The organism is Ensifer sp. YR511 (assembly GCF_900103045.1).
Taxonomy (GTDB): domain Bacteria; phylum Pseudomonadota; class Alphaproteobacteria; order Rhizobiales; family Rhizobiaceae; genus Ensifer; species Ensifer adhaerens.
On the sequence record NZ_FNGR01000005.1, the window covers coordinates 120,504 to 143,906 of the forward strand.

Sequence of the window (23,403 nt, forward strand, 5' to 3'; positions counted from 1 at the left end):
CGCCCGCACGCCTAGCGCACGAACCGGCCTGACGATTAGGCCGGTTAAGCCGAAAAGTGATTCTAAAATACGAGGGTATGCCCTAGCCGATTTTCATCAGGATCGGGAAGGTCGTCTGGAACCAGATGGCGACGGAACTGATGAAGCCGAAGAGAAAAGCCAGGCCCGCCAGCACCAGAAGGCCGCCCATCAGCTTCTCGACCAGACCGAGATGGCGACGGAAGCGGAAGAGGAAGCGCATGAAGGAGCCGGAAAACGCAGCCGCGATCCAGAACGGCACGGCAAGGCCCAGCGAATAGATCGCCAGCAACATTGCGCCGTCGGACACGGTGTCACGTGCGGCAGCAACGCCGAGGATCGTGCCGAGTACCGGGCCGATGCAGGGCGTCCAGCCGAAGGCAAAGGCAAGACCCATGATGTAGGCGCCCGAGAGCGTCGCCGGCTTGCCGCCGCCCTGGAATCGCGCTTCCCGCGCGAGCAGCCCGATCTTGAACACGCCAAGGAAATGCAGGCCCATGATGATGATGATCACGCCGCCGACGCGCGACAGCAGGTCCATATGCTGCCGAAGCAGCATGCCGATCGACGAGGCCCCCGCCCCGAGCGCCACGAAGACGGTGGCAAAACCGAGCGTGAACAACAGGGCTGCCGGCAAGACAGCGCGTCTCGTGCTGCCGATGGTCGCCGCATCACCGCTGCGGAACTGATCGACCGAGACGCCCGCCATATAGCAGAGATAGGGCGGTACGAGCGGCAGAACGCAGGGAGAAAGGAACGAAAGGGCGCCGGCAAGGACGGCGGTCCAGATGGAAATATCGGCGATCGACAACGGCAACAACTCCGGCACGCGGCATTTGGGCCATTCCTTAGCCGCAGGATCATGATGATACCAATCACCTTTTGGCGATCATTGCGCCATGCACCGTTTCTTCACAAAACCCGCAATTTTTCGGTTGACCGGGGGGAAACACGCGTGCATATGTCCGGCCACTTCCGCCGGGCTTCACCGCCGCGGCCAGGGAGCGCGTAGCTCAGCCGGTAGAGCAACTGACTTTTAATCAGTAGGTCCAGGGTTCGAATCCCTGCGCGCTCACCACGCAAACCCCATCGAAATCAATCGCTTGCTGGTGTCCTTGGACATCAAAATGCATCGCCATGCGAGCCCATTCTCTACACTTTTTGGAGCGAACCCCGCCGTATCTTCGCCTGTTGCATTCCGTGCTATCGACAATTCGACGCGTTGAGTAGATGCTGAGGCTCACGCTGAGGATGCAAGGCGGTGAACTGCCCAGTTTGGTATCGAGCAAAGGGGTGAAGGCATGAGAAAGCTTGTCATTGCGGTTTTGATGATTGGTACGCTTGCTTCCTGCACGCAGACCGAGAAAGGCACGGCGATCGGCGCCGGCACCGGTGCGATCATTGGTGGCGCGGTCAGCGACAGCTGGGGCGGCGCGGCAATCGGCGCGGTCGCCGGTGGCGTTATCGGCAACCTGATCGGACGCTCCCAGGAGCGCCAGGGCTATTGCATCTATCGCGACCGCTACGGCCGCCGCTACGAAGCCCGCTGCCGGTAACAGCAAGACCATTCGCCAAGGTGACAGGCGCATCCCCGGTCCAAACCTTCGTGGAGGCCGGCGAATGCGCCTGTGTGCCCGGCTGAAGCTGCGAGCAATATCGTCGAGGCCGAACATGGCAGGACGTCCTCAAGCAAGCGTGTTACACTTCAGACATGACTGACGAAGAACAGAACTACGAGTTTTCGGAATTTTCCGGCCAATTCAGTGACGATGGCGTCGTCGTGGAATTGCGGATCTACCGGGAGGCGGGCACGAATCGCGACTGGACCCTCGAGGTCATCGACGAGGAAGGCTTCTCTACGACATGGGAGGAGCCCTTCCCGACCGACAGGGAAGCTTTCGAGGAGTTTATCGCCACGGTCCAGCGCGACGGCATCCAAGCCTTTACCGACGAGCCGCCACAAACGGTTCATTAGGGCATAATGACCCCGCGACTGCGCCCGGCCGGATGCGGCCCGGCGACGCCGGGCGTGCGGAACGACGTCGCACTCCATGCATGATGGGGACGCATCAGCGGGTGCCGTCTGCGCGGTTGCCTCAAAACACGCGAACAATCCGGATCGGCTATGCCGTGAGCAATTCGCGGGCCCCTCACCCCGGCCTCCCATTAGTCGCGTGCCTGACGGCGCTGCCTATGCTTCCGCTCCTCTGCGGGCCAGTCGCATCTTCAGCGGGCTCATTCCATACTCGCGGCTATAGGCGCGCGAAAATGCAGACAGGCTGTCGAAACCGCATCGAAGGGCAATCTCGCGGATCGGGCTAGCGGAGTCGCGCACCAGCCGATGGGCGAACTGAAGACGCAGGCGTAGGTAATAGGCGCCGGGACTCGTCGATAGTCCGCGCGCAAACAGCAACTCCAGCTTGCGCTGCGAGATCGACAGCCGCTTCGTCAACGCGGCGATCGTCAAGGGACGCTCCAGCGTGCGTTCCATCAGGCGGATGGCCTCGGCGAGCTTCGGGTCGCGCGTCTCGATCCTCCCGAGCGAAACATAGGGCTGCACGTCGGCTGCACTATGCGTCTGGTCGTAGACGAAGATGCTGGCGACATCGAGCGCCAGTGCAGACCCTAGCCGCTGGGTGATCCAGTGCAGCATCATGTCGAAGGTCGGCGAAGCGCCGCCCGAGGTCCAGAACTTGCCGTCGATGACGAACCGGTCGCCAAGCACCGTCAACTCCGGAAAGGCCTGGCTGAAATCCTCGAGCTCCTCCCAATGCGCTGTCGCCTTGCGGCCATTGAGCAGACCGCTGCGGCCGAGCAGCCAGCAGCCCGATTCGATGCCGGCGACGATATCGAAATGGCGCGAGCACTCCTGCAATGCACCGATGAATTTCTTGCCGGCGTGACGATCAAGGTTGAAGCCGCCGATCACCAGCAGCGCGTCGCCGGCAAGCGGCGGGCGAAGTGTGCCCTCGACCGCAATCGGCACGCCGCAGGTCAGGACCACCGGCTTGCCATCGGCCGAGAGCAGCCGCCAGCGAAACACCTCGCGCCCCGAGATACGGTTTGCGGCGCGCATCGGGTCCAGCACTGAGGCAAGCGACATGATCGACGACTCCGGCAGGATAACGACGGAAACTTCGATCACAGATTGTAGACGTCCATCGGAAGGCATGCGGGAAATGTCAAATTTCAAGCGGGAAATGTCAATTCCAATGCTGCCTTTCGGGCATTATCAGACCGTATCGATCTCCCTACGCGCGGCGCTGCAGCCCCGCGCAGAGACGTTCCCCTTTCCGCCTTTTGCCGGAACGGGCCGGTCGGAAACCGTCCGCCGGCCCGTTTTTTTATGGAGCGATTTCAGCGCACGGGCATTTACACTTCCGATGGTCAGCGACACGGTTGCGCTCCATCTGCTCTGCAACGATCCGCCTCTCGATCACGGAAGTGTCGAATCCAGGAGAACGATGCCCGGCGCCAGATGATCCAGAAATTCCGGTCCTACCTGCAAGGAAAGCGCTCGTATCTCTGCGCACTGACGATCCATCGTCCGGGCCGCATGTTCACCAAGGGCCACAGGCTCTTGTTCAAGCCTGTTACCGCGCTTCTTTCCTGCTTCCGGAAACGAGCGCGTAGCTTTCCTTGAGTGGTGCGGCGCGAACCGCCGGACTTATCCGCCGCGTGGTGGCGTACCGGAGATCTGCCGCTCACGGCGGACGAACAAATCTACCGGGAGACAACGGGCCAGCGACAGTGCCGTTTCGCGGATGAGAGATCACCAGGCCGACGCATTCGGCTATCGGCAATAGGAAGCTGCAAACGAGCTTCTTTCGAACTCCCAAAAAAAGCTTCTAAGTTCTTGAAATTATTGGCGACCCCTGCAGGATTCGAACCTGCGACAACCTGCTTAGAAGGCAGGTGCTCTATCCAACTGAGCTAAGGGGCCGTCCCGGGCTGTGCCCGTCGAATGCGGCTGAAGGACCTTAGTGAGTCCAGGGCTGCATCCGGTTGAAACGGAAGTTGTCCGGATAGGACACGCTCTTGCGGGTCGCTTCCTTCGGCGCGATGACGCGGTATTCGATGCCGTTTCGCTCGGCGTATGCGATCGCCTGCTCGGCGTTTTCGAAGGTCAGCCGCAGCTGCTGCTTCATGTCGCCCGAGCTGGTGTAGCCCATGATCGGGTCGATGGTGCGCGGCTTTTCCTGATCGAACTCCAGCACCCACAGATTCGTCTTGGCCTTGCCAGACTGCATGGCGGTCTTTGCTGGACGATAGATCTTTGCGGACATGGTTTCGAACGGCTCCATACTTTCGCTGGCAACATTCACGGGCGCCAGCATTCCGTCTTCCCATAACGCAGAATGATTTAAAACGGAATGACTTTTGGGCGGATAAATTTGGCTTTCAGTCGGAGATGAGCGAACTTGTGGGCTTGTCCCAGTCTAAGATGAGGCATTGGGAAATTTTGCTGTTGCAGCCCTGCTGCGAAGCGTGTATCTCCGGCGCCGTTGGCACGGAGTGTAGCGCAGTCTGGTAGCGCATCTGGTTTGGGACCAGAGGGTCGGGAGTTCGAATCTCTCCACTCCGACCATTCATTGAGACGGAAGCGTCATTCTCCTTTTTTTTCAATCTGTTCGTGATCGCAGATCTGCAGGCTAACATCGCCGTAGATCACTCGATTGCGTTGGCAAACGATCGAATCGTCCCGAGTTGGGACAAGAATGCCTATTTGTCATACGAATTTAGGAATCGCTAAATCCATTGCGGATAGAGCGAATCGGCGCGCTTTTGTGCCCTGCGCGCCCCCCAAGCCCGCCCGAGCGATCCTGATCGGCGCCTTCTGCTTCCTCTATGCGCGCTGGCAATCGCCGCGAGACGAAGGGCTTGGTATCCTGGCGAGCGGCTTCCTCTTCCTGGCGCTCGCCTCGACGCTCGCGGGCTATGGCGAGCAAAAGCTGTTGCCGCCCACTCTGTGGAGGCTTTCCAGCTTCACGCTCGGGATCGGCGGATACGCCCTGTTCTGGATCGGCGTGCGACGCCTCAGCGGCGGCCGGCGCCGGCTGGCGGACTGGCTGGCGCTTCTTGTGCCGTTTGCCGGCGCGCTCATCGGACTCGCCACGGATTTCCATGTCGTCAACGTCGTCAGGGCCAGCGTCTTCAACGCCGCCGCCTTTCTTTTCCTCGCGGCTTCGGCTGTCGCCGTCATCGCCGATCGCTCGAAGGAGCCGCTGCCGGCGCGCGCCATGCTGGCGGCCGCCATGGCCGTCGGGGCCTGCCTTTGCCTCGCGGTGGTCATTGGCCTCCTCAAGCCCGGCATCGTGCCGATCACCACGACCTACGCCTTCTTTCTCTCGATCATCTGCCATTTCGCCATCGCGCTCTTCGCCCTCGTGCTCGTCAAGGAGCGGGCGGAAGCGGAGCTGCGCCGGTCTGCCGATACCGATGCGCTGACCGGCGTCGGCAACCGGCGCTGGTTTCTGGCGCAACTGCCTCAGGCGAGCTGGCAGGGCGATTGCCTCCTCGTCATGGACCTGGACCATTTCAAGCGTATCAACGACCGCTACGGTCATCATACGGGTGATCAGGTGCTCGTCGCCTTCGCCGATCTGGTCAGGAAGAACCTGCGCAGGGGCGACAGCTTCGCGCGTCTCGGAGGCGAGGAATTCGGGCTCTATCTCCCGCGGACAAGCGAGACACAGGCGTTTGCAATCGCCGAAAGGCTACGCCGCGCCGTGGAAGAACTGCGGGTCGTGAGCAACGGGCAAAGCGTAGCAGTCAGCATCAGCATCGGGGTTGCCACCGCCAGCGGCACGGAGCGTTCCTGGGAGGAATTGTTCAATAGGGCAGATGCGGCGCTCTACGCGGCCAAACGAGGCGGGCGTAACCGTGTCGCGTCCGATGCGGAGCTTGCGGATTCGAAGCCGCTTGCGGCGAGCCTTCACCGCGCCGGCTAATCAGGCGATGCTTCGCCGCAGACCACCTTCAAAAAAGAGAAGCGGATCCAAGCATTTCCGATCCGCTTCAGATTGGAGGTGTAAGGCGTATTTTACCGCAATGCGCCGAATTCGCTTGTGGCCAAATTTCGCCTAGCGCGCCATCGCACGCCACCTTGGCGCGAGCCTGTGGCATCGTTGCACTTTTCGCCATCCGCGCAAGCGTATAGGACGTTCAGGCAGCCACGATTGCGCTGTCTCTCCTGGAGTTTCGCTTTGCCTTTGTAAAATCCGGTCTCGCTAGTTTCACCCCGTACGCCCGATAGCACTCCAGCTGTCGGATAGAATTTTCATGCGTTCGTTGAGGTGGCGGTTCGAGACCGGAATGGCATTGCCGATCTCAAGCCCGACGTAACTTCGTCAGGCGGAACCATCACGTCCAACAGCTGCCAGGCCGCGTCCCCGGAACGGGTACTCAAACCGTCGTCTCGATGGACTTCCAATTGGAAGAACCAGACGACATGTCTCATACATTGACGGTCCAGTGGACCATCGAACCCCAATCCGCCCCCGCCCGTGGCTTGTCTGCAGCCGCTGCGGCGGCCACCGCCCCTTCGTATGCAGCGGCAAGACACGGTTGAACGCCAACGGGCGGCGGCTCGACGCCTGGCTGATCTATCGCTGCGCCGTCTGCGAAGACACCTGGAACCGTCCGATCTTCGAGCGGCGGAATGTCGCCAGCGTCGCCCCGGATGCGCTCGCAGCGCTTCAAAGCAACGATCCCGTCTGGGTCCGCCAGGCGGCGTTCGACATCGAAGGTCTTCGCCAATGCACGGACCGGATCGAGGATTTGGCCGATTCTAACGTGGAACGGCACGTATTGGGTGGGAGTGCAGGTTGCGCACGGCTTGAGATTGTCCTTGTCGTGCGCCAGGCAAGCAGCCTGCGCGTCGACCGCCTGCTATCGGCGGAACTCGCGCTTTCACGCGCCAGACTGAGCAAGCTCGAAACCAAAGGGCGACTCACGCTTCTGCCCGAGTCGCGGAAGGCCCTGCGACGCCCGATCAGAGACGGCAGCCGCATCGTCCTCGATCTTACCGCGGAAGATGACCGTGCCGAGATTGCCCGGCGTGCCCGCGGCGGCCCGTAGTTGAAAGGATACCGCGGAGCGTCCGGCAGCATGCCGGCGCGCTCCGCGATGCCAATGGTTGCTGGTCAGAACTTTACGCCGACACCAACGGTGAACTGGTGCTGGTCGAGATCGACATTGACGCCGCCGAAGTCCTTGTCACCGTAGTCGTTGTAGCGGTACTCGGCGCGGCCGAAGACGCTGTCGGTGAACGAATAGTCGACACCGGCACCGATCGTCCAACCGTTGAAGGTTTCCTTTTCCTTCGATGCGCCGGGCACATCGACGAAGCCGCGGGTCACCGCCCAGCCGCCGGCGCCATAGAGCAGCGCCTTGTCATTCAGCAGGTAGCCGACCCGGCCGCGTATTGCGCCGGAAACGTCGGTACCAACTTCGGTCGAGGTTCCGCCGACGTCGAACGTCTTGTCGTTCCAATTGTAGTTGACGTCACCCTCGATGCCGTAAACCCAGTCGCCCTGCTGAAAGTTGAAACCGGCAAAGGCGCCGAGCAATCCGCCATTGAAGTCTTCTGAAGCGCTGCTGCCGGGCGCACTGAAATCGCCATTGAGCCACCCGCCGCCGCCCTGGAGGCCGACATAACCGCCGGTCCAGACGAATCCTGGAGATGGCTGCGCGACCGGTGCCGGCGGCTGGCTCAGATCGGCTGCCAAGTCCGCTGCCATCGCTGTTTGCGCAACGGCGCAGGCCGCTACCATTGCAACAAGCACACTCCGGATCATCACGGCTGCCTCCTGTTGTCGCCAGAAGAATATTAGCAACTCGTTAACGCGCAGTCTGCCCGAAAGGCTCCATGATCTCAACCATGAAACCCGTGGGGTTCAGACACATAATTTAGGAAATGATCGGGCAAGGGCAAGGCGGACCGCGAAGTGGCCCCGGCGTCTACGGCTTCGAAGACGGCATGCGGGCACCTTCCAGCCGGTCTCCGGGCCGGATATTCAGCCGCTTGACCGCGCCGGCATTGAGCTCAAGCACGAAAGCCACCGGTTCTTTCGAATCAATGATCGCTTCCGAAAAAGGCACGGCGCCTTCATGGATCGTGCGCACAACGCCCTTGTTGTCGATGAACAGCATATCGAGCGACAAATGGGTGTTCTTCATCCACATCATCACGCGGCGTGTCTCGCCAAAATCGAACAGCATGCCGTGATCCGGCGCCATGGAGGTACGAAACATCAGGCCCTGCTCACGCTGGGCCGGATCGAGGGCCAGTTCGACCGTCAGTTCGTGCACAGCCTTGTCCGCGGTGACCAGGCGCATCTTGTCCGTTGTGAACTGAACGTCGGCGAAAGACGATACCGTCAGGGCAAGCAACAAAAAAAGCGCCAGGAAGGCGCTTTTTCCGACAAGGTTTCGAGCCGCGACCATCAGTGCGCCCGGCTCGTCGGCGACGGTCCATCCGGATGTATCTCAGCGGCCATCAGGCCCTTTTCGCCATCGCCGAACCGGACGAGCACCACCTGGCCTGGCCGCAGTTCCGTCAGGCCGAAACGCCTGAGCGTTTCCATATGGACGAAGATATCTTCGGTTCCCTCGCCGCGGGTCAGGAAGCCGAAGCCCTTGGTGCGGTTAAACCACTTGACGAGAACGCGCTCAAGGCCGCTGGTCGGCGTTACCTGCACGTGGGTTCGGACCGGCGGCAGCTGCGACGGATGCACCGCCGTGGATTGGTCCATCGATAGGATACGGAACGCCTGGTAACCGCGGTCCCGCTTCTGGATGAGAGCAACGACCCGCGCACCCTCAAGAACCGTCTGGTAGCCGTCGCGGCGCAGGCAGGTCACGTGCACCAGCACATCCTGCATGCCGTTGTCGGGAACGATGAAGCCGAAGCCCTTGGCGACGTCGAACCACTTGATCACGCCGGTGATTTCGATGAGGTCGAGAGCGTCGCTGCCAAAGTCGTCACCATGCATGACGTCTTTTGAAGATGTCCTATCCGCCATTCTCTCCCAGCCCCTCGTTTACGCGCGACTACCGATACGGTTAACTGATTCTTATTGACCAGAATAACATCGTCCCGCCGCGGATACGCAAGACCCTCGGCATATTTTGGCCGAGAACTAATATGGGGACGCAGCCTTGCCTCTGGCTTGCTGACGGACCAGTATACGCCATCTTCTGCAAAACAGGGACATTGCAATGCGCTATCTGCACACGATGGTTCGCGTCAAGAATCTGGACGAGGCCTTGAACTTCTACGGCAAGATTTTCGGCCTGACGGAGATCCGCCGCTACGAAAATGAAAAGGGCCGGTTCACGCTGGTGTTTCTGGCCGCTCCCGGCGACATCGATCGCGCCCGCGGCGAACTCTCTCCCTGCCTCGAGCTCACCTACAACTGGGATACGGAAGATTATACGGGCGGGCGCAACTTCGGGCACCTCGCCTACGAAGTCGACGACATCTACGGTTTCTGCCAGCACCTGATGGAGAACGGCGTGACCATCAACCGGCCGCCGCGCGACGGCCACATGGCGTTCGTGCGCTCTCCCGACGGCATTTCGATCGAGATCCTACAGAAAGGCGAAAACCGGCCGCCGCAGGAACCTTGGGCGTCGATGGCCAATACGGGCGCCTGGTAAGCTCCGCACAATTCTCGCGAACGAAGATGGCCCCGTGCTGTCGGTGAAATCCGGCGGGCATGGCCGAGCCGTCGATCAGCAGCAGCTATGAATGATCCAGGGCCCGGTCTATCCGGGCCTTTGCATGTTGGAAACATGCGGGCTCAAGGTTAGCGCCGGTTTACAAATCGCGTATCGTTGAGTACTTTTTCGCGCGAAACGTTGATGCCGGGTCCTATCCGCGATATCTCGTGGCGGCGACCCCCTTTTGTACTTGGCCTGATCTTTTCCCGTGGCGCTCATTCCGATCGCCGCGAGAAGCATGAGTTTGTTTGTTCTGAGCGATGTTTCGGAACTGAGACTTAATGCATGACAAGGCGAGGCTTCGTCGGTCATGCACGGAGAGCGGGGATAGGACGTTGCAACATCCGGACACGAAGGGCGCGGTGCTCGTCACCATTGCGCGGGCGGCAGCCTTATCCGTATCGCTGCTGGCCTTGAGCGGCTGCATGTCGGCGGTCGGGGAAAACGATGCAGCGACCGCGCTGAAGGCCGAGGGGCAAGCAGCCCCTGTGCAAACCGCCGAATCGGAGGCCACAGTCCAGGATGGACAGGTGGTTGCGCTCGGCAGCAATCCGCAGGCGCAACAGGCAGCCGGCAATGCCACAGTTCCCCACGATGGCGGACAGCCGCAATCGCTGACGATGCAGGGCACCGGCCTGCGCGCCGCCTCCTCAAGCATCTATGGCCAGGCACCTGCCGCACAGGCAACGACGACCGTCCAGCCGCAGACGACGGGAACTGTTCCGCTACCCGCCGGCCAGCCCGGCATGAACGCAACCAACAACAGTCTTTTCAGCGGCACCCAGCGACAGCCGCTGCCGGTAATAGCGCCGCAACAGGGGGCCGCCAACACGGCCAACGACGTCGTGACGGACGCCGCTGTCGCCGCCTATGCTCCCTCTCCCGCGCAGGACGCCACCCTTCCTGTTGCCGTTCCGGTGCCGCTGAGCGCCGAGGCTGCCGCCAGCGGCCAGACCTCTTCGACGCCACAGGCGGTGGCCAATGCCGACGCCACACCAGCAGCGACCGAGGTCGCCGCCGCGCAGCAGGCAGCACCAGAAGCCACGCCAGCAGACGATAACAAGGACACGTCCAAAACCTGGACGCTCGCGGCCCTTTTTGCCGGCAAGCGCAAGGAGAAGCCGCAGCAGGCGGCACTTCGCTCGGCTCCGCCGGCGGAAAAGAAGACGATTACCACCAGCAATGCGAGCCAGCCGCAAACGGCCTCCCTCGCCTACACGCTTCCGGGCGTCAAACTGAACTCGCTCTACAACTACGAGCACGAAGAGCACCTCGGCGATGACGACGACGGCGCACCGGTTCAGGTCGCCTCGCTCTCGGGGCTCGCTCGACTGGCGCCGAGCGGGCTCATTCTGCAGACCGAGAAAGTCGATGCCGGCTGTTTCAAGCCCGAGCTCATGCAGATGCTGAAGAAGGTGGAAACGCATTACGGCAAGCAGGTCATGGTGACCTCGGGCCTCAGGCCGATCAAGGTCAACCGCGCCAAGCAATCGCTGCATACACGCTGCGAGGCGGCTGACATTCAGGTTCAGGGCGTCAGCAAGTGGGATCTCGCCGAATTCCTGCGTAGCGTCCCCGGCCGCGGCGGCGTCGGCACCTATTGCCACACGGAGTCGGTCCATATCGATATCGGCGCACAGCGGGACTGGAACTGGCGCTGCCGGCGCGCCAAGGGCTGAAGGCAAGCATTTGTTTCCATGGAGGATTCGACGAGAAGCCTCCTTTGCTTCCGGCCTGTGGAATTTTTACAGAAATATGAAGATTGCCGCTTGCGGTTCTGAAATCCTCTGGCTATAAGGCGCCCACACAGCGAGTGCGCCCTTCGTCTATCGGTTAGGACACCAGATTTTCATTCTGGGAAGAGGGGTTCGACTCCCCTAGGGCGTGCCACTGTGTTGATCTTCTCCCCAAATGAAAATCGATTTTCTGTTGTTGGAACAGCGATTTACCGCGCGTTTCGACACCTAAATTTCCGCCTCGTGCCGCCATAAATCTTTCTTGGTATTTTGAACAGGAAAATCACAACATTCCCGAGATTGGCGCTTGCTCTATTCAGAGTCGCTGGCTATAAGGCGCCCACACAGCGAGTGCGCCCTTCGTCTATCGGTTAGGACACCAGATTTTCATTCTGGGAAGAGGGGTTCGACTCCCCTAGGGCGTGCCACTGTGTTGATCTCCTTCTCCCGAAAATCGACGTTTTAAGCATCTGAAGCAGCAACTCCGCTGCACCGTACGCATCTCCGATTCCAGCTCTTTGACCGCCGAATTTTTCTCACCGGTTTTAACAGGGAAAGCACAAAAAAACTGAGATTGGCGCTTGCGGTATCCAGAGTCGCTGGCTATAAGGCGCCCACACAGCGAGTGCGCCCTTCGTCTATCGGTTAGGACACCAGATTTTCATTCTGGGAAGAGGGGTTCGACTCCCCTAGGGCGTGCCACTGTGTTGAACCTCCCCTACATCGAAAGCCTTGTTCCATCGGCTGACGGATCGCCTTCGATTCTTCTCGTCGTTTTCGTCGAACAGGACTAGGATAGCGCGTTGCGCAGCAACCGCTTGCGCTCAATCGAATAGAGATGCGCCCATCGTCTAGCGGTCAGGACGCCGCCCTCTCACGGCGGCAACACGGGTTCGATTCCCGTTGGGCGTGCCAAGGCCGGTTCGGCAAATTCCCGATTGCTATTGCTGGCGAATGCGGGTGCCCACACTGATGCGCGTCTCACGTAATTCCCAAGCGCATACTGGTGTTTCGCAGATATCCTTTGGAAGAGACAGCGACGTGAGCGGCAACAGGATCGTGGCCGGTTTCCGCACACCAGGGGTATGTGCGTAGCTTTCCAAAGCAGGGACTCCTGCAACGGCGCGGTCGCAGGGGCCGTTCTGTTGCATCGGTGGCGACTCGCGTTCTCGACCACGCGCGGCAGCCTTCACCGCCTGATTTCTGATGCGGCTACAGATGTCAAAACCCGGACTCGACGAAATATTGCAGTTCTGCTTTGAGTTTACAGCTCAACAGAATGAGGCGCACTCGGGTGTCGGAAAATCAGTTTGACGTCGTATTGGAGAGGCTGACGGATCAAGCAGTCGGCCGGCTTCTCAAGTCCGATACCTTCGATGCGTCGGCATTTGACGCTCTGGAAGACCATATCTGGCAAAAGGCAGAAGGACTGCAGAGCGAATACGCAATCTCTAAACAGATTCTGCTCAGCCTTCGATCTGCTGGCGACGCCATCCGAAGCCGTGCGAAATATCTTCCTGCTCTTCAGGAGCAACTTCAACGCGCCGACGATTTCGACCTGATTCTTGATCGTTTGATCGCTGGGGAAACACGCTCCGATCGCAAGTCGGGCGTTCCTCGAATCAGTTGAACGGGAATCTAGTTTTGTTTCGCGTCATTGCTGCCGCGCTCGCCACAATCACAATTTCGTGCTGTCCCGGATCTCCTTTTGCGGCCCCAACCAACGCGGTTTCTGGCGAGCAAACGCTGACGCCTGCAGACTTGGTACCGAGTCCGGTGTTCAAGCTGGGGATGCCAATTGAAGAGTTAGAAACGTTGCTCGAGCGGGATTTCAAAGACTGGGAACGCTCCGAAACGACGCGAAGCCTGAACAATCGCAAAGACCCGAAGCTCCCAGCTTATGCCAAAGCACCCTATCTGCAGCGCATACACATTACCCGACTGGACCAGCAGCAGGGTTTCCGTCGTACCTACTCGCTCACACTGAATTCACCACTCAGCGGCAGTCGCCTCTACTCCGTGGTTTACAATGTTGAAGCCTTGCGACCGTTCAATGATCTCGGATCTTTGAGCGCTGTGGCTCAGTACCTAAGTGCCATGTGGGGCAGCGCCCATAGCGGCTCGCACAAGGGAGAGTTCGCACGCCTCAGCTATCTCTTTGATCGACAAGGAGAACTTGTTCGCGACGGCGATGCAAGTTGCGCCCCCCTTTATCCTGCCCTTGTCAGGCTGGACGAAAAGACGCCCGACGAGGTCGAAAGAGTTATCGCGATGATCGACGCAACGAACTGTGGCGGCAACAAGAGCGTGCATTTTCGCCTGCAAGCCGATGGCGACACCATCGTCGAAACGACGTTCTTCAACACCATCCTCGCTGTGAATCCTCGAGATGTTTTGAAGCGTGTGCGGTACGGTCAGCCATAACACGGCCCAGCGAAATATCTGTCAGCACACTTCGCGACGGGTGCTACAGCGCCTTTGCCGCGTCCGTGACGCGCAGCTGTACCCGTCGCTGGCCCTGCCACAGATCGGCGGACACCGATCCCGCGACGTGGATGGATGTTCCGCGGCTCGACAGCAGGAAGTCGCCGAGCGGTGTCTCGGTCGCCCGGAAAGCAATACCGTCAAGGCGGCTGCCGTCCTGCCCCTCCAGCGTCACCTTGATGTGGTTGGCGCCGACCTGCCTGCTGTCGCGCAGGCGATGCTGCGGGAAGGCGAAGACCGGCTGCGGGTGGGCCGAGCCGTAGGGGCCGGCCTGCTCCAGGAGATCGATGAGTTCCAGGGTCGCGCCGGAGGCTGCAAGCGCGCCGTCCACCTTGAGCGTCTGGATGGCGACGAGTTCGCGCACCGCCGCTTCCGCACGTCCCTCGAAAAACTGCCTGAGCTTGCCGAGTTTCGCGCGCTCGACGGTGAGACCGGCAGCCATGGCATGGCCACCGCCCTTTACCAGCAGGCCACCATCGACGGCGGCCCGAACCATCTTGCCCATGTCGAAGCCATTGATCGAGCGGCCCGAACCGGTGCCGCGTCCGTTCGGATCAAAGGCGATGGCAAAAGTCGGTCGTCGGAATTTTTCCTTGATGCGGGCGGCGAGCAGTCCGACGATGCCCGGGTGCCAGTTTTCGCGCGCGGTAACGATCACCGAAGCGCCCTCGCCCGTGCCGTATTCGGCCAGAACCTCAGCTTCCGCCTCGGCCAACATGACGGCTTCCATCGCCTGCCGCTCGCGGTTGAGCTCATCGAGCTGCGCGGCGATCTTCTCCGCCTCGGCCGCATCCTCCATCGCCAGCAGGCGGCTGCCGAGCGCCGCATCGCCAATGCGTCCGCCGGCATTGATTCTCGGGCCGACGAGAAAGCCCAGGTGATAGGGCGTGACGGGGCCGCCGATCGCAGCTTTCCGCAGCAGTGCCGAAAGCCCGACATTGCCCATGTGACGCGCCGCGATCAGTCCCTTGACGACATAGGCGCGGTTGAGCCCTTTGAGCGGCACCACGTCACAGACCGTCGCCAGAGCCACCAGATCGAGCTGGGACAGCAGGTCGAACGAAGAAACGCGGCTGTCGCCGGCGTTGCGCAAAACGCGCAAGGTATTGACGAGAACCAGATAAACGACACCGGCAGCACAAAGATGCCCCTGCCCCGAAAGATCGTCCTCCCGATTGGGATTGACGAGCGCATGGCAGGGCGGCAGCGCCGAGCCGACCTGATGGTGGTCGATGACGACGACATCGACGCCGCGTTTATCGGCAACGGCGAGCGCCTCATGGCTGGTCGAGCCGCAGTCGACGGTGACGATGAGATCGGCGCCCTTGTCGATCAGCTGCTCGATTGCCGTCGGGTTCGGGCCATAGCCCTCGAAGATCCGATCGGGAATGTAGATTTCCGCGTCGACGCCGAAATGGCGCAGGAAACGCGCCATCAAAGCCGAAGACGCGGCACCGTCGACGTCATAGTCACCGAAGATCACCGTCTTTTCACGGCGCTTGATGGCGGCCGCCAGACGCTCTGCAGCCTTGCGGCAATCGGTAAGCGTGTCCGGGTCCGGCATAAGCGAGCGAAGCGTCGGATCAAGGAAGCTTGCGGCATCGTCGAGTACGACGCCGCGGCCGGCAAGGACGCGACCGAGCAGATCGGAGTAGCCGTGAACCTGGCTAATGGCGAGCGCGCGGTTCTGGCCCGCCTGGTCGAGGCGCGACACCCATCGCTGGCCGCTGACCGACCGCTCGACATTCAGAAAGGCCCGCTGTACCGGATCCACCAATTCTTCCATGCTCGTCCATCCGCTTGGCGCTTCATTCCTCTTAGCGCATAACCCTGGAAATCGTGACCGTTTTTGGAACGGCATACACAGAGATCCACGTTTCGTAGGGGGTTGGGCCGCCGCAGGCGCCCAATTCCCAAAAAAGAAGCCTCGCCGGCTTGCTTGCGCGGCGAGGCTTCTAATTTGTTGGCCACAAACGGCACTGCGCACCGTCATGCCGAACGGCCCGAGGTCCTTCGCCGTCAGTTTGCCTTCGGGCGTTCGATGCGAATGACCTGCGGCTCGCCGACGAGGTAGCCCTCGCCCTTGATCGCCTTGATCGCATCGCGAACGGAGTGCTCCGATGTCGCGTGCGTGACCAAGATGATCGTCTGCGGCTCGCCCGTGTCCATCAGATGCTTGGAATGCTGCATGATCGATTCCAGCGAGATGCCGTTGTCGGCCATGCGGGTCGCGATGCTGGCGAAGACGCCGGTGCGGTCAACGACCTTCAGGCGGATGAAGTAGCCGCCCTCGTGGCTCTGGATCTGCGCGCGCTTATAGGGCAGCAGCGCATTGGTCGGACGGCCGAAGGCCGGAACGTGCTGGGCGCCCGGGCGGCTCTTGGCAATGTCGGCGATATCGCCGAGCACGGCCGACGCCGTCGCGTTGCCGCCGGCACCCGGGCCGACCATCAGGAGCTCGCCGAGAATGTCGGATTCGATCGCAACGGCATTGGTCACGCCATCGACCTGGGCGATGACGGAATCGTAAGGCACCATCGTCGGGTGGACGCGCTGCTCGATGCCGCTTTCGGTGCGCTGGGCGACACCGAGGAGCTTGATGCGGTAACCGAGATCGGCGGCTGCATGAATGTCGTCGATCGAGATATTGGTGATGCCTTCGAGGTAGATGTCGTCGGCAGCGATCGCCGTACCGAATGCAAGGCTCGTCAGGATCGACAGCTTGTGCGCCGTGTCGTTGCCCTCAATGTCGAAGGCCGGATCGGCTTCGGCATAGCCGAGGCGCTGCGCCTCCTTGAGGCAGGCTTCGAAGGAAAGCTGTTCCTTCTCCATCTTCGTCAGGATGTAGTTGCAGGTGCCGTTCATGATCCCATAGACGCGCGAGATCGTATTGCCGGTCATGGATTCGCGCAGCGCCTTGATGACGGGGATACCGCCGGCAACAGCCGCTTCGTAGTTGAGCAGCGCGCCCTTCTCCTCGGCGATCTTTGCAAGTTCGATGCCATGGGCAGCCAGCAGCGCCTTGTTGGCGGTCACCACATGAATGCCGCGCTGCAGCGCCGCCTTGACGGCCGAATAGGCGGGATCGCCGGCACCGCCCATCAGCTCGACGAAAACGTCGATATCGGCGTCACGCGCAAGCGAAATGGCATCGTCGAACCAGGCGGTCTTCGAAAGATCGACGCCGCGGTCCCTGTTGCGGTCGCGCGCCGTTACGGCCGTGGTCTCGATTGCCCGTCCGCACGTTGTCGCAAGCATCTCGTGACGATCCTGGAGGATTCGCACGAGCGAGGCACCGACGGTACCCAAGCCCGCAATGCCGATTTTGAGGGCATCTGCCATAGCCATTTCCTAACATGTAGAGGGCGCCCGCGAGAACAGCGGGGCCAGTGTGGAAGGAGGCGCGCGTCAAGCCCGCCTCCCGACTTCTTACCTATGAGCGTTGAGCGAGATGACGTTGTGCATCGTCTCGTCGGCGGTCGACAGGAATTTCTTGATGTTGCGCGCCGCCTGGCGGATGCGGTGCTCGTTCTCGACGAGAGCGAGGCGCACATAGTCGTCGCCCTGTTCGCCGAAGCCGATGCCCGGAGCGACCGCGACATCCGCCTTCTCGACGAGGAGCTTCGAGAATTCGAGCGAGCCCAGATGACGGAACTTCTCCGGGATCTTTGCCCAGGCAAACATCGTCGCTGCCGGCGGCGGCACTTCGAAGCCGGCCTTGCCGAAGCTGTCGACCATGACGTCGCGGCGGCGCTTGTAGATATTGCGCACTTCGGCGATGTCGCTGCCGTCACCGTTCAGCGCCTGGGTGGCGGCCACCTGGATCGGCGTGAAGGCGCCATAGTCGAGGTAGGATTTCACGCGTGTCAGGGCTGCGATCAGCCGCTCGTTGCCGACGGCAAAGCCCATGCGCCAGCCCGGCATTGAGAAGGTCTTCGACATCGAGGTGAACTCGACCGTGCAGTCGATCGCGCCCGGCACTTCCAGCACCGACGGCGGCGGCGCGTCGTTGAAGTAGATCTCCGAATAGGCAAGGTCCGAAAGCACGATGATGTCGTGCTTTTTCGCAAAGGCGATCACGTCCTTATAGAAGTCGAGCGTCGCAACCTGCGCCGTCGGGTTCGACGGATAGTTGAGGATCAGCGCCAGTGGCTTGGGGATTGAATGGCGAACGGCGCGTTCCAGCGGTCCGAAGAAGGTTTCGTCCGGCTCGACCGAGATCGAGCGGATGACGCCGCCGGCCATCAGGAAGCCGAAGGCGTGGATCGGATAGGTGGGGTTCGGGCACAGAATGACGTCGCCAGGTGCGGTGATCGCCTGCGCCATGTTGGCGAAGCCTTCCTTGGAGCCAAGGGTAGCGACGACCTGGGTATCCGGGTTGAGCTTGACGCCGAAGCGGCGGGCGTAATAGGCGGCCTGGGCACGACGCAGCCCGGGAATGCCCTTCGACGACGAATAACGATGCGTGCGCGGGTCCTGAACGGCCTCGCAGAGCTTGTCGACAATCGACTGTGGTGTGGGTAGATCCGGATTGCCCATGCCGAGGTCGATGATGTCAGCACCGGCCGCTCGCGCGCTTGCTTTCAAACGGTTGACCTGTTCGAAAACATAGGGCGGCAAACGCCGGACTTTGTGAAACTCTTCCATCTCCAAACCTCGTTTGGCGCACGCTCCCGCCAGCGGCTCAAGCCTTTGCGAAACCGTGCGCTGTGGTGAACGGCCGTCCATGCGGCCATTGAACGCTTTGCGTCCAAATCACCGGAAAGGCAAGCGCTAATTCTGGATCTCTTTCAGCGTGTCGGCGCCGTGCTGTTCGGCCAGCGCGCGCATTTCTTTCAGGCGACGCTGATACTCGGCTTCGGAGATCGCGCCGGACTTGCGTGCAGCGCCGAGAGAGCTCAGGCGCGCCTGCATGCTTGCCGCTTCATCGTTGGTCATCTGCGTCGTTGCGGCCGGCTTCTGGCCGTAAACCGACGGATAGTTCTCGAAGTTGGTCCCCTGGCTGTTGCAGCCTGCAAGCGTGCCTAGCAGAACGATCCCGGCAACCCAGGTGATGGAACGCTGTTTTCCGACGGCAAGCATACTGGAGACGACCTCTATTTTGATGGCGCGACGATGCGCTAGCCCTTGTAATCATTTTCGGGCAGAATGTAAAAATACAAAACAAACAAGATGCTGTGGAGGACGCCGGGTGACAGCAGAGAGGAATGCGGAAGGCAAGGACGGCTACGCAGGCTTCGATCCCAAATCCGTCGAACCTTATATCGTCAAGGATCCGGAAAGCCTCGCAGTCAACCTCGCCCGCGCCATGGAACAGCTTGGCAAAGCGGCTTCCGCCTGGCTGGCGCCGCGGGAATCGGGCCAGAAGTCCGATACCTTCGCCGAACCCGTCACCGACATGGTCAAGACGCTGTCCAAGGTCTCGGAGTACTGGCTTTCCGATCCGCGCCGCACGCTCGAAGCGCAGACTCACTTGATGGGCAGCTTCTTCGAGATCTGGTCGCGCACGCTGCACCGGATGTCCGGCGAAGAGACGGCGGAGCCGGCCGGCCTCCAGCGCAACGACAAGAGATTTACCGACGAGGACTGGGTGAAGAACCCGTTCTTCGACTTCATTCGCCAGGCCTATTTCGTAACGTCGGACTGGGCCGAACGCATGGTCGAAGACGCCGAGGGGCTCGACGACCACACGAAACACAAGGCTGCTTTCTACGTTCGCCAGGTTTCGAGCGCGCTGTCTCCGACCAACTTCGTCACCACCAATCCGCAGCTCTACCGCGAGACGGTTGCCTCAAGCGGCGCCAATCTGGTCAAGGGCATGCAGATGTTTGCCGAGGACATCGCCGCCGGTCGCGGCGACCTCAAGCTCCGGCAAACCGACACCAGCAAGTTTGCGATCGGCGAGAATATCGCGATGACGCCGGGCAAGGTCATTGCCCAGAGCGACGTCTGCCAGGTGCTGCAATATGAGGCGACGACGGAAACCGTGCTGAAGCGGCCGTTGCTGATCTGCCCGCCCTGGATCAACAAATTCTACGTGCTCGATCTCAACCCGCAGAAATCCTTCATCAAATGGGCGGTCGATCAGGGACACACGGTCTTCGTCATCTCCTGGGTGAACCCGGACGAACGGCACGCGACCAAGGACTGGGAAGCCTATGCCCGCGAAGGCATCGGCTTTGCGCTCGATATCGTCGAGCAGGCCACCGGTGAGCGGGAAGTCAACGCCATCGGCTATTGCGTCGGCGGCACCCTGCTTGCCGCGACGCTCGCATTGCATGCGGCCGAGGGCGACGATCGCATCCGCTCGGCGACACTGTTCACGACGCAGGTCGATTTCACTCACGCTGGCGACCTCAAGGTCTTCGTCGACGAGGACCAGATAAGCCAGATCGAACAGAACATGAGCGTGACCGGCTATCTCGACGGCTCGAAGATGGCGACCGCCTTCAACATGCTGCGCGCCTCGGAGCTGATCTGGCCCTACTTCGTCAACAACTACCTCAAGGGCCAGGAACCCCTGCCCTTCGACCTGCTCTACTGGAACTCCGATTCGACGCGGATGCCGGCCGCCAACCATTCCTTCTATCTGCGCAACTGCTACCTCGATAACAAGCTTTCGAAGGGCGAGATGGTTCTTGCCGGCAAGCAGGTATCGCTCGGCGACGTGAAGATCCCGATCTACAATCTCGCGACCAAGGAAGACCACATCGCCCCGCCGCGCTCTGTATTTCTCGGCAGCGCTTCGTTCGGCGGCAAGGTCACCTATGTTCTCTCGGGTTCGGGCCACATTGCTGGCGTCGTCAATCCGCCGGACAAGGGCAAGTATCAGTTCTGGACCGGAGGCGCCCCCACGGGTGACTTCGACGATTGGTTCAAGGCCGCCAAGGAAACACCGGGATCCTGGTGGCCGCATTGGCACCAATGGATCGAGAAACTCGACAAGCGACGCGTTGCGCCCCGCAAGCCGGGCGGTCCGCTGAACTCGCTCGAGGAAGCGCCGGGCTCCTACGTACGCGCCCGCGCCTGAATCATTCGCAGGACCTGCCTTGATCTTCGATCCTCCGCTGACGACCGCAACCCTTGTGCAGCGCTACAAGCGCTTTCTCTTCGACGCCCTGTTGCCTGATGGCACGGCCATGACCGGATCCTGCCCCAACACGGGATCGATGCGCGGGCTGACGACACCCGGTTCACGCATCTGGATGTCAGAACACGACAGCCCGACGCGGAAGTACCGCCAGATGCTGGAAATCGTCGAAGCCGACGGAACGATGGTCGGCATCAATACCGGCCTGCCCAACCGGCTTGCGGAAGAAGCCATCCGGCTGGGGCTCGTTTCCGACCTGCATACCTATGAGCATAGTGCACGCGAGCAGAAATACGGACGCAACTCGCGCATCGACATTCTCCTCAGCGATCCCGAGCGCGGCCGTGCCTATGTCGAGGTCAAGAACGTGCATTTCAGCCGCTCGCCCGGTCTTTCCGAATTTCCTGACAGTCCGACCACGCGGGGGGCGAAACATCTCGACGAACTCGGTGATATGGTTGAGGCCGGTCACCGCGCGGTGATGATCTATCTCGTGCAGCGCGACGATTGTGACCGGTTGAGGATCTGCCGCGAGTTCGATCCCGCCTATGCGCGCGCATTCGACCGCGCGATGTCACGTGGGGTTGAGGCCTATGCGGTCAAATGTCAGGTTTCGCCAACGCAAATCCGCCCAACTGGATTGATGACAGTGGACGAAGCGGCCCTCGCTGCTCTATGAAATCCGACTGGAACAACTGAAAGCTTTCGAATGGTGACTTACATCGAGGCAGGGTCTGCGCCCTACAAGAACACCGGCGTAATCCGGCTCTATGGACCGGAAGGTTTCGAGGGCATGCGAAAGGCCTGCCAGGTGACTGCGCGTTGTCTGGACGAGCTCGTCTCGCGGGTACAGCCGGGCGTCACCACCGACGAGATCGACCGGTTCGTCTTCGAGTTCGGCATGGACAATGGCGCGCTGCCGGCGACGCTCAACTATCGCGGCTACACGAAATCGTCCTGCACCTCGATCAACCACGTCGTCTGCCACGGCATCCCGAACGACAAGCCGCTGCGCGAGGGCGATATCGTCAACATCGACGTCACCTACGTCGTCGATGGCTGGCATGGCGATTCGAGCCGGATGTATCCGGTCGGCGAGATCAAGCGCGCGGCCGAGCGACTGCTCGACGTCACCCACGAGAGCCTGATGCGCGGCATAGCCGCCGTGCGCCCCGGCGCCCGCACCGGCGCCATCGGTGAAGCGATCCAGGTCTATGCCGAAGCGGAGCGCTGCTCCGTCGTGCGCGATTTCTGCGGCCACGGCGTCGGCAAGCTCTTCCACGACGCGCCGAACATCCTGCACTACGGCCGCGCCAATGAAGGGCCGGAACTGCGCGAGGGCATGATCTTCACCATCGAGCCGATGATCAATCTCGGCCGCCCGCATGTGAAGGTGCTCTCGGACGGCTGGACCGCCGTGACCCGCGACCGGTCGCTGTCGGCGCAATACGAGCACACGGTCGGCGTCACCGCCGATGGCTGCGAGATCTTCACGCTTTCGCCCGCCGGCCTGTTCAAGCCCGGCGTCAGCACGCTCGGCGCCGCATGACGAAACGCTCGATCTCCCCTGACGGCGATTTTGTGCCATCGGCGGACGAGAGGACGTTTTTTCCGCAATTGCAGTTAGATAACTCGCCGGCCGCCAAGAAGGCGCCGGCACTCGAGGCGCACTATCACGGTCATCGCGATCGCCTCAGGGCGCGCTACCGCGAAAGCGGCGATGCCGCACTCGCCGACTACGAAATCCTGGAAATGTTGCTGTTTCGGCTGATCCCACGCAAGGATACCAAGCCGATCGCCAAGGCTCTGCTCGCGCGCTTCGGCACGCTCGCCGGTGTCTTCGGCGCCCCGATCGCGCTGTTGCAGGAGGTGAGCGGTATCGGCGAGGCCGTCGCCCTCGACCTCAAGCTGATCTCCACAATTGGTCACCGCACGCTGAAGAGCGAACTTCGCCAGAAGCAGCTTCTCTCGTCCTGGAGCGCCGTCATCGACTATTGCCACGCGGCGATGGCCTACGAGACGAAGGAACAGTTCCGCATCCTGTTCCTCGACAAGCGCAACACGCTGATTGCCGACGAGGTGCAGCAGAAAGGTACGATCGACCACACGCCGGTCTACCCGCGTGAAGTGGTCAAGCGCGCGCTGGAACTCTCGGCCACCGCGATCATCCTGGTCCACAACCATCCATCCGGCGATCCGACCCCGTCGCGCGCCGATATCGACATGACGAAGCTGATCGTCGAAACGGCGAAACCGCTGGGGATCGCCGTGCACGACCACATCATCATCGGCAAGGACGGCCACGTGAGCCTGAAAGGGCTGCGGCTGTTCTGAGCGCGCTGGCACCCA

At 61.1% G+C, this 23,403-nt stretch carries 23 protein-coding genes and 7 tRNA genes; 19 read left to right on the forward strand and 11 right to left on the reverse strand.

Translation table 11 applies throughout. The annotated features are described in order from the left end of the window. Positions 1-82: 82 nt before the first annotated feature. Positions 83-829, reverse strand: coding sequence for a cytochrome c biogenesis CcdA family protein (locus tag BLU15_RS12000; RefSeq protein WP_034790946.1), 747 nt, complete (start codon positions 827-829; stop codon positions 83-85). 191 nt (positions 830-1,020) lie between these two features. Between BLU15_RS12000 and BLU15_RS12005 the strand changes: the two genes are divergently transcribed. From BLU15_RS12005 to BLU15_RS12015, 3 genes are all read left to right on the forward strand, one after another. After that, positions 1,021-1,096 (forward strand) — tRNA-Lys (locus tag BLU15_RS12005). Between the two features lie 223 nt (positions 1,097-1,319). Continuing rightward, a complete protein-coding gene (locus BLU15_RS12010; RefSeq protein ID WP_034790944.1) occupies positions 1,320-1,574 on the forward strand; it encodes a YMGG-like glycine zipper-containing protein in 255 nt (84 codons plus the stop codon). Positions 1,575-1,729: 155 nt separating this feature from the next. Beyond that, a complete protein-coding gene (locus tag BLU15_RS12015; RefSeq protein ID WP_043623603.1) occupies positions 1,730-1,993 on the forward strand; it encodes a hypothetical protein in 264 nt (87 codons plus the stop codon). Between the two features lie 216 nt (positions 1,994-2,209). Here BLU15_RS12015 and BLU15_RS12020 read toward each other — a convergent pair whose 3' ends face one another. Further along, positions 2,210-3,190 carry a GlxA family transcriptional regulator gene (locus BLU15_RS12020; protein WP_089044651.1) on the reverse strand — a complete coding sequence of 327 codons (981 nt, stop codon included), beginning with the start codon at positions 3,188-3,190 and terminating at the stop codon, positions 2,210-2,212. Between BLU15_RS12020 and BLU15_RS39520 the strand changes: the two genes are divergently transcribed. Further along, positions 3,120-3,500, forward strand: coding sequence for a hypothetical protein (locus BLU15_RS39520; protein WP_176960282.1), 381 nt, complete (start codon positions 3,120-3,122; stop codon positions 3,498-3,500). The genes BLU15_RS12020 and BLU15_RS39520 overlap by 71 nt on opposite strands. Positions 3,501-3,884: 384 nt before the next feature. On the opposite strand, the gene BLU15_RS12030 is transcribed toward BLU15_RS39520, so the two are convergent. Further along, positions 3,885-3,961 (reverse strand) — tRNA-Arg (locus tag BLU15_RS12030). Positions 3,962-3,998: 37 nt separating this feature from the next. Then, positions 3,999-4,304 carry an ETC complex I subunit gene (locus BLU15_RS12035; protein WP_034791376.1) on the reverse strand — a complete coding sequence of 102 codons (306 nt, stop codon included), beginning with the start codon at positions 4,302-4,304 and terminating at the stop codon, positions 3,999-4,001. A 225-nt stretch (positions 4,305-4,529) separates the two neighbouring features. Here BLU15_RS12035 and BLU15_RS12040 point away from each other — a divergent pair. The 3 genes from BLU15_RS12040 (at position 4,530) to BLU15_RS12050 (ending at position 7,098) form a co-directional block, all read left to right on the forward strand. Then, positions 4,530-4,606: transfer RNA gene (locus tag BLU15_RS12040), tRNA-Pro, on the forward strand. A 199-nt stretch (positions 4,607-4,805) separates the two neighbouring features. Continuing rightward, entirely contained in the window at positions 4,806-5,969 is a 1,164-nt protein-coding gene (locus BLU15_RS12045; protein WP_244546736.1) for a GGDEF domain-containing protein, read from the forward strand. Between the two features lie 616 nt (positions 5,970-6,585). Further along, positions 6,586-7,098, forward strand: a complete 513-nt coding sequence (locus BLU15_RS12050) for a DUF1062 domain-containing protein (protein ID WP_244546737.1) — start codon at positions 6,586-6,588, stop codon at positions 7,096-7,098. 65 nt (positions 7,099-7,163) lie between these two features. Here BLU15_RS12050 and BLU15_RS12055 read toward each other — a convergent pair whose 3' ends face one another. The 3 genes from BLU15_RS12055 to BLU15_RS12065 form a co-directional block, all read right to left on the reverse strand. Then, on the reverse strand, positions 7,164-7,817 hold the full coding sequence (locus tag BLU15_RS12055; protein WP_060517027.1) for an outer membrane protein: 654 nt from the start codon (positions 7,815-7,817) through the stop codon (positions 7,164-7,166). Between the two features lie 163 nt (positions 7,818-7,980). Further along, positions 7,981-8,466, reverse strand: coding sequence for a DUF192 domain-containing protein (locus BLU15_RS12060; protein ID WP_034790906.1), 486 nt, complete (start codon positions 8,464-8,466; stop codon positions 7,981-7,983). Next, entirely contained in the window at positions 8,466-9,044 is a 579-nt protein-coding gene (locus tag BLU15_RS12065; protein ID WP_034790903.1) for a cold-shock protein, read from the reverse strand. The genes BLU15_RS12060 and BLU15_RS12065 overlap by 1 nt, the downstream gene beginning before the upstream one ends. Before the next feature lie 196 nt (positions 9,045-9,240). On the opposite strand from BLU15_RS12065, the gene BLU15_RS12070 reads away from it, so the two are divergent. The 8 genes from BLU15_RS12070 (at position 9,241) to BLU15_RS12105 (ending at position 13,904) form a co-directional block, all read left to right on the forward strand. Continuing rightward, positions 9,241-9,681: a VOC family protein gene (locus BLU15_RS12070; protein ID WP_060517024.1), complete on the forward strand. Its 441-nt coding sequence runs from the start codon at positions 9,241-9,243 to the stop codon at positions 9,679-9,681. 398 nt (positions 9,682-10,079) lie between these two features. Next, entirely contained in the window at positions 10,080-11,423 is a 1,344-nt protein-coding gene (locus BLU15_RS12075) for a YcbK family protein (RefSeq protein ID WP_034790899.1), read from the forward strand. A gap of 136 nt (positions 11,424-11,559) precedes the next feature. Then, positions 11,560-11,634, forward strand: a tRNA-Glu gene (locus BLU15_RS12080). A 199-nt stretch (positions 11,635-11,833) separates the two neighbouring features. After that, positions 11,834-11,908, forward strand: a tRNA-Glu gene (locus BLU15_RS12085). Positions 11,909-12,107: 199 nt separating this feature from the next. Continuing rightward, a tRNA-Glu gene (locus BLU15_RS12090) sits at positions 12,108-12,182 on the forward strand. A 138-nt stretch (positions 12,183-12,320) separates the two neighbouring features. After that, positions 12,321-12,395 (forward strand) — tRNA-Glu (locus BLU15_RS12095). A gap of 379 nt (positions 12,396-12,774) precedes the next feature. Next, positions 12,775-13,110 carry a hypothetical protein gene (locus tag BLU15_RS12100; protein WP_127889031.1) on the forward strand — a complete coding sequence of 112 codons (336 nt, stop codon included), beginning with the start codon at positions 12,775-12,777 and terminating at the stop codon, positions 13,108-13,110. Positions 13,111-13,124: 14 nt separating this feature from the next. Further along, positions 13,125-13,904, forward strand: coding sequence for a hypothetical protein (locus BLU15_RS12105; RefSeq protein WP_143034212.1), 780 nt, complete (start codon positions 13,125-13,127; stop codon positions 13,902-13,904). Between the two features lie 43 nt (positions 13,905-13,947). On the opposite strand, the gene recJ is transcribed toward BLU15_RS12105, so the two are convergent. The 4 genes from recJ to BLU15_RS12125 form a co-directional block, all read right to left on the reverse strand. Beyond that, a complete protein-coding gene (gene recJ, locus BLU15_RS12110; RefSeq protein ID WP_090295608.1) occupies positions 13,948-15,750 on the reverse strand; it encodes a single-stranded-DNA-specific exonuclease RecJ in 1,803 nt (600 codons plus the stop codon). A 233-nt stretch (positions 15,751-15,983) separates the two neighbouring features. After that, the gene (locus BLU15_RS12115; protein WP_034796566.1) at positions 15,984-17,306 is read right to left on the reverse strand and encodes a homoserine dehydrogenase; all 1,323 of its coding nucleotides are present in this window, start codon (positions 17,304-17,306) and stop codon (positions 15,984-15,986) included. A gap of 87 nt (positions 17,307-17,393) precedes the next feature. Then, complete coding sequence (locus BLU15_RS12120; protein WP_034796568.1) at positions 17,394-18,611, reverse strand: LL-diaminopimelate aminotransferase; 1,218 nt, start codon at positions 18,609-18,611, stop codon at positions 17,394-17,396. A 126-nt stretch (positions 18,612-18,737) separates the two neighbouring features. Beyond that, the gene (locus BLU15_RS12125; RefSeq protein WP_089044642.1) at positions 18,738-19,046 is read right to left on the reverse strand and encodes a hypothetical protein; all 309 of its coding nucleotides are present in this window, start codon (positions 19,044-19,046) and stop codon (positions 18,738-18,740) included. Between the two features lie 109 nt (positions 19,047-19,155). Between BLU15_RS12125 and phaC the strand changes: the two genes are divergently transcribed. Genes phaC through radC form a run of 4 tightly spaced genes read left to right on the forward strand, consistent with a single transcriptional unit; the run spans position 19,156 to position 23,388 of the window. After that, a complete protein-coding gene (gene phaC / locus BLU15_RS12130) occupies positions 19,156-20,994 on the forward strand; it encodes a poly(3-hydroxyalkanoate) polymerase subunit PhaC (protein ID WP_060517017.1) in 1,839 nt (612 codons plus the stop codon). Positions 20,995-21,013: 19 nt separating this feature from the next. Further along, complete coding sequence (gene sfsA, locus BLU15_RS12135; RefSeq protein ID WP_034796581.1) at positions 21,014-21,733, forward strand: DNA/RNA nuclease SfsA; 720 nt, start codon at positions 21,014-21,016, stop codon at positions 21,731-21,733. A gap of 30 nt (positions 21,734-21,763) precedes the next feature. Beyond that, the gene (gene map / locus BLU15_RS12140; protein ID WP_034796583.1) at positions 21,764-22,603 is read left to right on the forward strand and encodes a type I methionyl aminopeptidase; all 840 of its coding nucleotides are present in this window, start codon (positions 21,764-21,766) and stop codon (positions 22,601-22,603) included. After that, positions 22,600-23,388, forward strand: coding sequence for a RadC family protein (radC, locus tag BLU15_RS12145; RefSeq protein WP_034796585.1), 789 nt, complete (start codon positions 22,600-22,602; stop codon positions 23,386-23,388). The genes map and radC overlap by 4 nt, the downstream gene beginning before the upstream one ends. Positions 23,389-23,403 lie beyond the last annotated feature (15 nt).